The sequence below is a fragment of the Wandonia haliotis genome, assembly GCF_039523435.1.
GTDB classification, from domain to species: Bacteria; Bacteroidota; Bacteroidia; order Flavobacteriales_D; family Crocinitomicaceae; genus Wandonia; species Wandonia haliotis.
On record NZ_BAAAFH010000008.1, the window covers coordinates 1 to 12,761 of the forward strand.

Annotated in this window: 10 protein-coding genes; 5 read left to right on the forward strand and 5 right to left on the reverse strand. The window is 37.5% G+C overall.

The genetic code is table 11. From position 1 onward, the window contains the following. Window positions 1–111: 111 nt before the first annotated feature. A complete protein-coding gene (locus ABDZ97_RS08085) occupies window positions 112–786 on the reverse strand; it encodes a LuxR C-terminal-related transcriptional regulator (RefSeq protein WP_343786360.1) in 675 nt (224 codons plus the stop codon). Window positions 787–1,077: 291 nt separating this feature from the next. Between ABDZ97_RS08085 and ABDZ97_RS08090 the strand changes: the two genes are divergently transcribed. Together ABDZ97_RS08090 and ABDZ97_RS08095 are read left to right on the forward strand one after the other, a co-directional pair. Further along, window positions 1,078–3,399, forward strand: a complete 2,322-nt coding sequence (locus ABDZ97_RS08090) for a TonB-dependent receptor (RefSeq protein ID WP_343786362.1) — start codon at window positions 1,078–1,080, stop codon at window positions 3,397–3,399. A gap of 29 nt (window positions 3,400–3,428) precedes the next feature. After that, on the forward strand, window positions 3,429–3,656 hold the full coding sequence (locus ABDZ97_RS08095; protein WP_343786364.1) for a FeoA family protein: 228 nt from the start codon (window positions 3,429–3,431) through the stop codon (window positions 3,654–3,656). Between the two features lie 11 nt (window positions 3,657–3,667). Here ABDZ97_RS08095 and ABDZ97_RS08100 read toward each other — a convergent pair whose 3' ends face one another. Continuing rightward, window positions 3,668–3,955 (reverse strand): DUF3817 domain-containing protein, encoded by a 288-nt coding sequence (locus tag ABDZ97_RS08100; RefSeq protein ID WP_343786366.1) that lies wholly within the window; start codon window positions 3,953–3,955, stop codon window positions 3,668–3,670. A gap of 108 nt (window positions 3,956–4,063) precedes the next feature. Here ABDZ97_RS08100 and ABDZ97_RS08105 point away from each other — a divergent pair, with 108 nt between their 5' ends. After that, entirely contained in the window at window positions 4,064–5,707 is a 1,644-nt protein-coding gene (locus ABDZ97_RS08105) for an acyl-CoA carboxylase subunit beta (RefSeq protein ID WP_343786368.1), read from the forward strand. A 17-nt stretch (window positions 5,708–5,724) separates the two neighbouring features. Beyond that, complete coding sequence (locus ABDZ97_RS08110; RefSeq protein WP_343786370.1) at window positions 5,725–6,192, forward strand: GNAT family N-acetyltransferase; 468 nt, start codon at window positions 5,725–5,727, stop codon at window positions 6,190–6,192. On the opposite strand, the gene ABDZ97_RS08115 is transcribed toward ABDZ97_RS08110, so the two are convergent. Continuing rightward, window positions 6,189–9,527 carry a T9SS type A sorting domain-containing protein gene (locus ABDZ97_RS08115; protein WP_343786372.1) on the reverse strand — a complete coding sequence of 1,113 codons (3,339 nt, stop codon included), beginning with the start codon at window positions 9,525–9,527 and terminating at the stop codon, window positions 6,189–6,191. The two genes, ABDZ97_RS08110 and ABDZ97_RS08115, sit on opposite strands and share 4 nt — an antisense overlap. Before the next feature lie 253 nt (window positions 9,528–9,780). Between ABDZ97_RS08115 and ABDZ97_RS08120 the strand changes: the two genes are divergently transcribed. Continuing rightward, complete coding sequence (locus ABDZ97_RS08120) at window positions 9,781–10,755, forward strand: helix-turn-helix transcriptional regulator (RefSeq protein WP_343786374.1); 975 nt, start codon at window positions 9,781–9,783, stop codon at window positions 10,753–10,755. 90 nt (window positions 10,756–10,845) lie between these two features. Here ABDZ97_RS08120 and ABDZ97_RS08125 read toward each other — a convergent pair whose 3' ends face one another. Further along, on the reverse strand, window positions 10,846–12,159 hold the full coding sequence (locus ABDZ97_RS08125) for a tail fiber domain-containing protein (protein WP_343786376.1): 1,314 nt from the start codon (window positions 12,157–12,159) through the stop codon (window positions 10,846–10,848). A 14-nt stretch (window positions 12,160–12,173) separates the two neighbouring features. Next, entirely contained in the window at window positions 12,174–12,641 is a 468-nt protein-coding gene (locus ABDZ97_RS08130; RefSeq protein WP_343786379.1) for a T9SS type A sorting domain-containing protein, read from the reverse strand. Between the last annotated feature and the right edge of the window lie 120 nt (window positions 12,642–12,761).

Consider the following 12,761-nt stretch of genomic DNA (forward strand, 5'->3'; position numbering starts at 1 on the left):
TCCCAGCAAACATGTGTTTGCTGGGATATAATTATTGTTTATTTTAGTCTAAAACCTGTATCGGTTATTTAGGACTAGTCATAGTCTTCGTACAGTTATTAACCTCTATTTTTAACCTTCTCCGGCAAAGAGGAATTTATTAGGGGAAACCAAATTCGTCTTTACGGCATACATTACTATCCCGGCAGTGTTCTTTACTCCCAGTTTAGACATAATATTCTTCCGGTGTGTATTAATTGTGTGCTGAGAAAGATGAATCATCTCTGCAATTTGTCCATTTGTATATCCTTCTGCAATAAGTGTAATGATTTCCATTTCCCGCTCTGATAGCGTAATTGCCTCACATGAAAATGACTCGAAATCAATATCATCAATATTAATAGAAGCTCTTTGGATGGTTTCTAAAATCTGACCACAGAAAAACTTATTTCCTTTCGCAGTTTCTTTTACCGCATTAACAATTTCAGAAATATCACAGTCTTTCTTGATATAACTGATAACTCCTCCCCGCAATGCATCCACTAGTGTTTGAGCAGACTGTTCAGGTGTTATGGCGACAAAACGCACCTCATTAAATTCGTTTAGTATTCGTGGAATTACATCAATAGAAAAACCTTCGGCAGTGTAATCTATCAACACTACAGCCGGTCCGAAAGCGCGAATCTGCTCCACTAGCTCTTTTTCATTGTGAGCTTCCCCAATGATTGTAAGCCCCTTCTCACTCTGAAGGATAGTCCGAAGCCCGATTCGAACAATATCATTGCTATCAGCAAGAATAATATTCATTAATTAATTTAGATCAATTAAAAACAAATATACTAACTGCTTAGGTTAACAGAGAAAAAATCCAAAGAAATTATTTGCCTTTTTTATTCCGTCATACTCCATGCACTGATAAATCAATGAATTTAATGCACTCCTAACAATTTTAACCTAAGAATAACATCACTTTAACAGGCAAAACAGTTCAATCGGAATACACTACCATTCAGTCAATAAGTTAACCATTCATCTTTTTTTGTGTTAATTATCGTTAATTTTTAGTAACTATGTGCTTCTAAAATTAAAGACCAAAAAATGAGACTTTTTTTTCTTTCACTGCTTATTGTCACTTGTTCTATAGGAGCTTTTGCTCAGGATTTTGTAGTTCGGGGATTTATTTACGAGAAAGAAACAGGGGAGCCGGCTCCCTTCACAAAAGTCAGAGTTGTTGAACTGAATCAGGGAGCTGTTACAGATCTTAATGGTTTCTTCCAGATTCCTAAACTACCTGCGGGGGAATTTACTATTGAAATTACCAATGTTCAATTTCAGACAATTACTGAAAAAATAACTACAGAAGCATCCGGAATTCTTGATCTGCGGTACGAAATGGAGTCAGGAACTGTGCTAACGGAAATAGAAGTTACTGCTGAGGATAAACAAAAGACAACTAATGTACAAACATCAGTTGTAAAAATGGATCAGAAGAGTATTGAGCGAATTCCAAGTATAGGAGGAGAAGCGGATGTGATTTCTGCTTTCAGTATTACTCCCGGTGTAGTAACAACCGGAGATCAGGGGGGACAATTGTATGTACGTGGTGGTACACCTATACAGAATAAAATCCTTTTGGACGGGATGACCATTTACAACCCTTTCCACTCTATTGGTTTCTTCTCGGTATTTGACACTGAAGTGATTAAAAACGTAGATATATATACGGGTGGTTTTAACGCTAAATACGGAGGGCGTATCTCCTCTATTATGGACGTTACTTATCGCGATGGGAATAAGAAAAAATTCGGAGGAAAAATCTCTGCCTCTCCTTTTATGGGACGGGCTGTCATTGAAGGTCCTCTCTACAAGGATAAAAACGGAACAGGAAAGTCGGGAACGTTTATCCTGAGTGCAAAACGTTCTCTTCTGGATCTAACTTCGGAAACGTTATACCCCTGGGTTAATGACGGAGACGGTCTGCCTTTTACTTTTACAGATGTCTATGGAAAAATGACATTCAATGCAGGGACAGGAGCTAAAGTGAGTCTCTTTGGTTTTAGCTTTAATGACCGTGTAAATTATACAAACATTGCTGATTTGAGTTGGAAATCTGCCGGAGGAGGGATGAATTTCTCACTTGTTCCCGGTAACTCGCCAGTATTTATTGAAGGACACCTGAATGCATCCAAATACGAATTAAATCTGGAAGAGAATCTACTTCAGCCCAGATCCAGCTCTATTTTCGGATTTGATCTTGGATTTGACTTTACTTATTTCCTAAAAAACTCAAGTGAATTAGCATACGGAATTAATGTCGGTGGATTCAACACGAACTTTCTAACATTTAATGAATTCGGACGTGAAATATCAGATGAGAACTTTACGGTTGAAGTAAGTGCTTACTTAAATTATCGTCTGGTTAAAAACCGTTGGGTTGTAGAACCTAGTTTCCGTGCTCAGTATTATGCAACATTAGGAACAATATCTCCGGAGCCACGACTTGGTATTAAATACAATGCATCGGAAAAAATCCGCCTGAAAGCTTCCGGAGGAAGATATTCACAAAACTTCACAAGTGCCAGTTCAGATCGTGATGTGGTTAACTTATTCAATGGTTTCCTTTCTGCCCCTACAAATGTTCAAAGTTCATTTGTAACCGAAAACGGAAAAACAATAACTGATATTCGTAACGGGTTACAATATGCATGGCATGCTGTAGCTGGATTTGAAGTAGACCTTACAAAACGTCTTACACTAAATGTTGAAGGATACTACAAAGATTTCACACAGCTTTCAAACATTAACACAAATAAACTGTATCAGGATATTGCTGAATTCAATCAAATTGATGATGTCTACAAAAAAGACTTTATTTTAGAATCAGGACGTGCCTGGGGTATTGATGCCTTACTAAAATACAGTTCGTCCCGTTTATTTGTCTGGACGGTTTATTCATTAGGTAAAGTTGACAGATGGGATGGTTTTACTGAATATGCTCCTGTTTTTGACCGTCGTCACAATGCTAATATCGTTGTTACTTATTTGTTCGGGAAGAAAAAAGACATCGAAATTTCTCTTCGCTGGAATTACGGTTCAGGTCTTCCGTTTACACCAACAAAAGGATTCTATCAGGGTGAATCAATGTCAGGAGGAGTTTCAACAGATTATACATCTACCAACCCCACTACTTTCGAAACCCTTTTGGGAGACTTAAATTCAGAGCGTTTACCGGATTATCACAGATTAGATATCACGGCTAAAAAGCAAATTGAATTCAAGAATAAAACGAACATGGAAATTGTTGTTGGTGTGACAAATGTTTATAACCGTAAAAATATCTTTTACGTGAACAGAGCTACCAATGAGAAGATTTATCAGCTACCTGTTCTACCAAGTTTAGGGGTTAGCTATAAATTCTAAGTATCTATTTTTCCAGATAAGCAAAGGTGATGAAGACAGTTCTTTCGGATTTACGCAAAGGTGACAAAGCTGTAATTACAGAGATTACAGAAGGGACAAGTACACTTAGATTAATGGAGTTGGGATTAATTCCCGGAGCTGAATTACGAGTTGTCGCGGTATCTCCTTTCGGAGATCCTATCGCAATAAGTTTAGACGACTATTCCCTTTCACTTCGTTTACACGATGCAAAACAAGTAGTTATAGAGAGAAAGTAACCACTTTCTTTCTACATTTTATCCAGAACCTTTTTATCAAAAACAATAGGTCCAAATGGTAATATGGAAGCTAGAAATCCATATACATAGATTTTAAATGACCACTTATTTGACATTCCTTCTACAAGCAAGAATCCTATATAAGCCATAAACAATATTCCGTGCGCCCACCCGGTATATTTTACAGCCCAATCCATCTCTGCCATGTACTTTAATGGCATTGCTATTACTAATAGAAGAAGATAGGAAGCGGCTTCGGCATAACCGATTTTTCGAAGTGTTGTATATTTCTTTTCCATAATTCGGAATTTTTGTCTGCAAAATTAATCAGAATCCCCCAATTCGTCACCGAACTTTTTGGGAAAGTATCTGTATATTTGAAACGCTATTAAATAAAAATCGAAAGAATGGGAATCAGTAAGGACGAGTTAGAATTCAATATCAACGAAGATTACATGCGGCTGAAAATTTCCGCTCTTCAAAGAGAACTTGATCAGATTTCACTCGGAGGCGGTAAAAAACGCATAGATAAATTGCACGAGAAAGGTAAGATGACTGCGCGTGAGCGTATTGATACGTTGCTAGATAAGGAGACTCCCCGCTTTGAAGTAGGAGCACTTGCCGGATATGGTATGTACGAAGAGCACGGAGGTTGTCCTTCAGGAGGAGTTGTAATTGTAATCGGATACGTATCAGGAAAACAATGTATCGTTGTTGCCAATGATGCCACTGTAAAAGCCGGAGCTTGGTTCCCCATTACAGGAAAGAAGAATCTGAGAGCACAGGAAATTGCAATGGAGAACAATCTTCCGATTATCTATCTTGTAGATTCAGCCGGTGTTTATCTTCCTATGCAAGATGAAATCTTCCCGGATAAAGAACATTTCGGACGCATTTTCCGCAATAACGCCATCATGTCATCGCGTGGAATCGTACAAATTGCTGCTATCATGGGGTCGTGTGTAGCAGGAGGAGCTTACCTTCCAATTATGTCAGATGAAAGTCTCATTGTTAATAAAACAGGTTCTATTTTCCTGGCAGGTTCATACCTTGTAAAAGCAGCAATCGGAGAAACCATTGATAATGAAACTCTCGGTGGGGCAACAACACACACAGAAATATCAGGAGTATGTGACTACAAATCAGAAAATGATGAAGAATGTCTGATGACTATTCGTGATATCATGGATCAAATCGGTTCATTTGAGAAAGCCGGATTTGACAGAAAGGAAGCAGTACTTCCTAAAAAAGATAGTAAGGAAATCTATGGTATTCTGCCAAAAGACAGAGCCAAGCCTTATAATATGAGGGATATCCTGAAAACAATGGTTGACGATTCCAAATTAACAGAATACAAAGCTGATTACGGTAAAACACTGATCTGTGCATACGCCCGAATTGACGGATGGAGTGTTGGAATTGTAGCTAACAACCGGGACATCACAAAAACGAAAAAAGGCGAAATGCAGTTTGGAGGAGTAATCTACTCCGATTCAGCTGACAAAGCAGCGCGTTTTATTATGAACTGCAACCAGAAAAACATTCCGTTAATTTTCTTCCAGGATGTTTCCGGATTTATGGTTGGTTCAAAAAGTGAACACGGCGGAATTATTAAGGACGGAGCCAAGATGGTAAATGCAATGGCAAATTCTGTAGTACCCAAATTTACTGTTATTGTTGGTAATTCGTACGGAGCCGGTAACTACGCCATGTGTGGAAAAGCGTACGACCCGCGTCTGATCGTTGCCTGGCCAACATCTGAATTAGCAGTTATGTCTGGGGCTTCTGCTGCGAAAACCCTTTTGCAGATTGAAGTTTCTACCATGAAAGCACGTGGAGAGGAAATTACACCGGAACGAGAGAAAGAATTGTACGATACGATTAAGTCACGGTACGACGAACAAATTTCTCCCTACTACGCTGCAGCCCGTTTATGGACAGACGCGATCATTGACCCGGCAAAAACGAGAGAGATTCTTTCTTTGGGAATAGAAATGGCGAATCACAAAAAAGCCGAAAGAGCTTATAATGTAGGCGTTATTCAAACTTGATTTATCATTAGGGAATAATGAACTGGCAAATAAAATCATATAAAGACCTCTCTAAAGAGGAATTTCATGATATTATACAACTACGCATCGCGGTGTTTGTTGTTGAACAGAATTGTCCTTATCAGGAACTGGATGACAAAGACCGTGATGCGTATCACTTATTTGGGCAAGATGATAACGGAAAAATTGTTGCCGTCGCAAGAATTCTTCCGGAGGGAATTTCCTACGAGAAAGACTGGTCAATAGGTCGTGTACTTATATTACCTGAATTTCGCAACAGAAAATCCGGATATGATTTGATGGAAGAAGCCATACGTTTTATCCAAAAACACGCACCTGAAAAACAGATTCGAATTTCAGCTCAGGCGCACCTTCAATCTTTTTACGAAAAAGTTGGATTTACATTTACTGGGAGGGCTTATGATGAAGACGGGATTCCTCATATTGAAATGATATATCCCGCCTCCAACTCATTACCTATTTAATTTTTCACAACGATTACTTTTCTTTTTTCAATCAAGTTTTCCCCTTCTAACGATAGGTGATAGGTCCCGCTTTCCAGTTCACTCATATCAATTGATAATACCTGTCCGGCTTCTTTATTAAAAAATTTCGTATCCCAAACCTTAGCTCCTGCTCCATCATATAATGTGACCTTCAAATGAGCAACATCCAGCATTAAACGAATAAAATGATAGTCTGAAACAGGATTCGGATAACCTTCTGAAAATTTGCTTTTATCAGCACTATTCTGGATAAGAAGTATCGTTGAGTAGGTAAATTGTCCGTCATAATCGACCTGTTTTAAACGATAATAGTTTTGTTGTTCAGGTGAATCATCATTCAATGTATAATACCTTTCTTCCCAAGAAGTTCCTGCTCCCGAAACTTCGCCAATTTTATCCCATACTACTCCATCTCTACTTCTTTCAACATCAAAGCGTTCATTCTGGCTTTCGGTCAACGTTACCCATTCCAGTGTATTCACTCTCTCTTCTTTTTTGAAACCGCTAAAATACAGTAATTCAATCGGTAAAGGGGAACTGATTTCATACGCTCCGATTGTAGGTGGAGTAGCCCGTCCAGCATTGTCGATATCAGCTGATAAGGTATATGTACCTGCAACTAACCAATTATCCGTTACAATCAGACTATCCATAGAGAGGTAAGGAAATAAAGTTGTCGCAGGTTTTATGGATGATGTTTCACCTATAGCATCCAACTCTCCTGTAATTACCGACCAATCCGTTAGAGAGATTCTGCTACCAGTCCAGTATCCTGTATAGTTATTTCCCCCCTCCTCTGTCAAATAGGCGTTATTATTCATAACTATATCTGCAGTATTTGTTTCAGAAGTATAAACTGAAAAATGGTTTCCGGAGCCTCCCAAGCGGGCATTGTATAATAAGTTATTTTCGAAAGTACTTCCTACTCCGAGGTTATCCATCTTAAAAGAATACGTACTCTCCCCTCCGTTAGTTTGTCCCTGAATCAGCACACTATTATGATGAAAATCACCCGGATATTGCGATCGTTGTATCCCTGTAAGGTCATCATTAACAGCTATTACTGTCCCTGATTTATTTACACCAAGTATTACTTCGTTATTCTCAACTCTTCTCCCTCCAAAAGAATGAATTCCCTTTAATTCCGAAAAAGAAGCTGCTCCGACAAAATCAATATCCAACACACTGTTATTGAAAATATTTCCTTCAGCATAAATTCCTGTTAAATAATTACATTTTGAAGATATTAGATAAGCCACTTTGTTATAGCTTATTTCAGAAGAAATAAAATCACCGCTACTATTATTTTCATTTCTGATTCCATAAAATGTTCCAAACTTTCCAGATCCACTGGTTAATGAAACCCCACCGATTCTGTTACCCTGAATAATAATTCCTGCATCTGTCGGAGTCTTAACATGAATACCACACGCAAATCCTCCTGATGCAGTATTCTCAAGAAAAATAGTAGGCGTCTGCATACTTCCTATTGAATTTCTCTCCACCGTTACTAATCCATTCGTTACAAGAATTCCAGAAAAAGAAGTGTTTGCCGAACTATAATTTGATTCATTCACAGTAACGTGGAAGTCACTTATTTGATTACCTGTAATATTCGTTTCCGATGTCAGTACGGTTGTATTAACAAAAACTCCAGCTAAATACCGCGAGCCAATTGTTGTAACAGCCTCCCAGTTTCCTCCCGAACCATTTCCACCAATTCTGTTATTCGCAATTCGAAATGTACCCGCCTCACTTCCTGATGAGGAAAACGGAGTTCCCACACAGATTCCTGCCATATTAGCTGAAGAAAATGTTACAGAAGCCATTTGGTAAATCTGATTTTCTTCTATAATCCAATCCCGATTTCCTCCATCAGAGGAACCTCCTCCCAACCAGATACCATAACGTTTAAAATTAGTGATTGTATTATTTATCAATATATTATCATTATGTTCTTCGGTTCCGGGTACTCCATCACTTGCTATGGCAACATTAGGCATATCAGTGCCAGACAAGGTAAAATGACAATTTTCTACCCTATTATTATCACACCCCGGATCTCCTCCTGACGCATTATTATCCTTAAACGACAGAGTTCCATATCCTCCAGATGTACCTGAGTTAGAAGACTTCAATGTAACATACTCCAGTATATTATTCGATGCATTAATAAAAGTCATAGCCGAAGCTTTCGAATGCACGGAAGTATTTTCAATTGATAATTCAATCGTTGAACCCTGCCCGCTTTGTCTTCCGTCTATAGTAACATTATTCGCCTCAAACAACGAAAGCACACCTCCCGGATAACAACAGTTTCCACTGGAATTATTTGTTATTTCTCCTTTTATTGTAATGTTCGTCCCTCCCGGATGAATCAATACGGAACCATACTGTGCCGCACCTACTCCACTTTTATTCAATTTTGCCTCTACAGGTTCTAAGATTGTTTGTCCGGGTCCATCTCCCACCGTTATAACAATATCCCCCTGATGTGTTCCATCATTAATTTTACTAAAAGCTTCTCCCATATTGGAATAAACTCCATTCATTACTCCAGAAGAGGATGCCACATAAACTAACCCTGTTCTAATAGTTGTTGAAAAGGTATAAGGTCCCGACCAGGTACTTCTATCTCCACCACCACAATCTGATCTTACGTACAGATCATATTCCGTATCAGGTGTCAACCCCGTTAATATGTATGGGTTCGCATTCACACCTGAAACCGAAGGAACTCCGGTAGGAGGATTACCTGACCCCACATATTCTATATCCCATAAACTAGCTGATCCGTTCTCTAACCAACTGATCTCTGCCTGATCCCAAAGAATGGAAGGAGCTGAAATAGTTGTGGGATCAGGACATGATGGAGGACTTTGACAAGTTACCTCTGCCTCCCATCCACTTCTTGAAACCGATCCATCAGAAGTGAATTTTATTGTAATTTCCCCACCTATTGCCGTCGATATAAAAGGATTTCCCACAGGAATCACAGAACCACTATAGTCTGCAATCAATATTGGGTACGTATCGTCAGGCCCATCATAAATGGTCATTTTATCCCATCCTGACTCTGTATTAAAACTCAGAAAATTTATAGAAATCTTATTATTTACGATTCCAGGAATAAAAGTAATAGTTCCTGAAAACGAATTAGTATAATCACTCCCTCCTCCATTATCTCTAAATAACACTCCACAGGTAGTACTCTGAATTGTCCCGTTCTGCATATCATAGAATGGGTGGAGCTGTGCATTTACACCTACTAACATAAAAAAAGTACCCAGAGTACTAATCAATAAACGAATCATAACTGGTAAATTTTAAATATGAAAAAACTTCACGTTATTTTACTATCACCAATTTATTACCCATTCTTGATCTAAAGAAAAATATACCTACCACATAACCATAACCGTACTACTACATTACCACTACATTCACACACAACCAGTTAACACCCTCCCAATAAACAGATAAAGCAGCATTTTTCTTTCTTCAGTCCCCCCAATTAAAAACATAAAAAATCTTCATTTGATATTCGTTTAAACTTATATTTGAAGTATGGACGGCTTTATTTCTTTATACAAAATACTGACAGGAGTGTCCGCAGCGGCGTTACTTATGGGATTAATTCTCTTGTTCCGTTCATTTAAAGACCTTGAAAACAGCAAAAAACACCTTTACATATTAGCTATTGTTAACCTTATCTCTATGTTAGCTTTTCTCTTTAGGGTAAAAGCAGGATACAATACACAATGGCACGAAGTAGTTGTTCTATTTGATAGCAGCATACTTGTATTCAATCTGATCATGGGATACTTTGTCTATTCGGCTCTACGTACCAAACAGTCTTTTTACAAACAAATACAATACTTATTTTTGAGTAGTTTTTTAGCTATATGTATACTTTCTTTTATTTATTTTCTTTCAGGATCAACCGGACAACTTCTTGATAATAAATCTTCAAGCTTTCTTTATGTTTATCCCTTTACTTTAATATTGTATCTATTTGGTAGTTTATATCCAGGAATAATGGCAATTTTCCGAATAAACAATTCTTCAAAAGAAAATAAAAACATTCTCGTACTACTTATTTTGAACGGGTTAAACAACTCGATAGGACTTCTATTGTTTAGTAATAAACTACCTACTCCAAAAATCGCTATTGCCCTTAATATTATTTTCAATCTTGTATTTGCCTATTACATGGCTTACTATTTTCTTTCTGTCTACTTTGTTTCTTCCAAAAAAAACGAACAAAACAAAGAGAAAAATTTCTCAGAAACATTTAGTTGGAATGAGTTAAAAAAGCATTTAACATATTGGGGAGAGGTAAAAATTTACCTGATGAATTACTTCCCAGAACTAATTCAGGAAGTTGATGCTTTGGAATTAACAGAACTTGAAAAAATCCATCTTACGTTAAAACGTTTGAATATAAAGGCAAAGGACATTGCTTCTACAATGAATGTATCAGTGAAAGCTATTGAAATGAATCGCTACCGAATTCGTAAGAAATTAAATAGTGAAACATAAAGACTTATCTTGATATAATTAAAAACCCTCATCAGAAATAAATCTGATAAGGGCTTTACGAGTTATCCTATTCTAAATTATTATTCTATTTTATAAACCTGCGGCATTCAAACGCTCTTCAAGATTATCCATACGTGCTTTTAAAGCAGTATTCTCCTGTTGTAACGTTTTAATCAGTTCTTGTTGCTCCTGTATTGATTCAATTAATATAGGAATCAATTCCGTATAACAGACATAATGTGATCCATCCGCCGCTACATCAACTATTTCAGGAAATGCCTTAATTACTTCCTGAGCAATAACTCCATACGTAGTAACGGTCTTATTCCCTTTTTCAATCTCAACCGGAGCTAATTTGAAATTGTAACTATATCCATTGATTTGCATTAATCGCTGTAGAACACCTTCCAATTCAACAATATTTTCCTTTCTATTGCGATCCGAAGCTGCTACCCAGTTACCTGCATTATCCAGATAAGCTTTAATTGCTGTATTATTATATGGATTAGTATCTACTCCATCGTAATAATCTTCATCATTTATATACAAAAGCGCCGCTGGTTGTCCATCTCTACCGTCTCCAGGAGCCCATATTGTAACAGCATCTCCATCACCATATATACCAGCACTCTCATAAGATGACTCGTAAGAGCCAATCATGAAATACGAACCACCATTTCCAAATGTTTGCGGTCCGGATCCATGTTCCCATACAGGACCATTCAAAAGTACCATAGAATTTCCAACTCCCGATTCAGTTATGGAAATCTTCCCATTAACATCTAACTTATTCATCGGTGCATTTGACCCTATTCCCACATTTCCTGAAACTGCTGAATACTGATTATCACCACTAATCGTCCAGTCTGAATCCGCTTCCATCAAAACATAATTCCCATCAGAAATAAAAAGCGTATCTGCATTAGTAGAAAGACTCTGCAATTCATTCAATGGGTCTGCATCAGCATCATCTACATTATCAATAACAGCTGTCAAAGCAGATTCTGCTGTTCTTGCATACAATGCATAAGGAACACTAAGCAATTGAGAGGTCCCCATTACCGTATATGCAATTCCTCCATTCACATCTATCGAAGTTTCAATAAAATAAGGTCCATTTTCCCAATCTATTGTAGAAAAATTATCTGTTGAAGTTCCTGAACCAATTTCAAGATTGACCAATCCATAAGCATTAGTCGTTGGCGTAAAAGTTTCTGTATAAACAGCAGTACCTCCTACTGTTCCCTGTAAAATCCGGAGCTGCACACCAACTGGTTGATTCGCTACAATCAAATTTGATCCATCCCTTACAACTGCCTGGTATTTTACCCCATCCGGAGCCTGTGCTAATGCGATAAAAGTGGACACTAGCATTGCTATTGATAATATAATTCGTTTCATCATTTATGTGTATTAGGTTATAAACTTTTTATCAGGTGAAAATTCTTTATCTCCAGTTGATCTTTATTAATTATTTTCAGGTAATAAGCCCCTGCAGAAAGACCATCAACCGGAATAACAGTCTCATTATCAAGCAAATTATTTTCATCAATTAGTCTTCCGGATTCATCAATAAGTTGGAAATACATCCCCTCATACTTTTCCGATTTTACAACTAAAGTTTCCGTCATTGGATTAGGAAATACCAAAATAGTTGTCTCACTTTCCCAATCTTCCACTCCTAAAAAATTCCAATTGGTCTGATGAAACCCTTGTGTTAATGTAGTTGTTCCATCACCAATGGTATTTATTACTGGCTCCCCAATTGTGAAATCAACAGATAATGAAGGAGTTATATAAGTATCTCCCTGACTAGAAATTACATCCTGTGCATATAAGTCTAAAGTGAGAAATAAAGTAAAAAAAAGTAAGATTTTTATATTCATAGTATTGGTAGTTTGAGTGCGAAGATACAAAAAAGCTATTCATAGCCAAGTTAAAGCACTGTGGTATTGGTATAATACAAAAAACCCCCTAATCAATTTTGACCAGGGGGTTCTTAAAAG

What these genes read in the sequence shown, in the direction of transcription:
- ABDZ97_RS08085 (WP_343786360.1), bottom strand. Translation starts at nt 786, where the DNA reads ATGAATATTATTCTTGCTGATAGCAATGATATTGTTCGAATCGGGCTT.
- ABDZ97_RS08090 (WP_343786362.1), top strand. Translation starts at nt 1,078, where the DNA reads ATGAGACTTTTTTTTCTTTCACTGCTTATTGTCACTTGTTCTATAGGA.
- ABDZ97_RS08095 (WP_343786364.1), top strand. Translation starts at nt 3,429, where the DNA reads ATGAAGACAGTTCTTTCGGATTTACGCAAAGGTGACAAAGCTGTAATT.
- ABDZ97_RS08100 (WP_343786366.1), bottom strand. Translation starts at nt 3,955, where the DNA reads ATGGAAAAGAAATATACAACACTTCGAAAAATCGGTTATGCCGAAGCC.
- ABDZ97_RS08105 (WP_343786368.1), top strand. Translation starts at nt 4,064, where the DNA reads ATGGGAATCAGTAAGGACGAGTTAGAATTCAATATCAACGAAGATTAC.
- ABDZ97_RS08110 (WP_343786370.1), top strand. Translation starts at nt 5,725, where the DNA reads ATGAACTGGCAAATAAAATCATATAAAGACCTCTCTAAAGAGGAATTT.
- ABDZ97_RS08115 (WP_343786372.1), bottom strand. Translation starts at nt 9,527, where the DNA reads ATGATTCGTTTATTGATTAGTACTCTGGGTACTTTTTTTATGTTAGTA.
- ABDZ97_RS08120 (WP_343786374.1), top strand. Translation starts at nt 9,781, where the DNA reads ATGGACGGCTTTATTTCTTTATACAAAATACTGACAGGAGTGTCCGCA.
- ABDZ97_RS08125 (WP_343786376.1), bottom strand. Translation starts at nt 12,159, where the DNA reads ATGATGAAACGAATTATATTATCAATAGCAATGCTAGTGTCCACTTTT.
- ABDZ97_RS08130 (WP_343786379.1), bottom strand. Translation starts at nt 12,641, where the DNA reads ATGAATATAAAAATCTTACTTTTTTTTACTTTATTTCTCACTTTAGAC.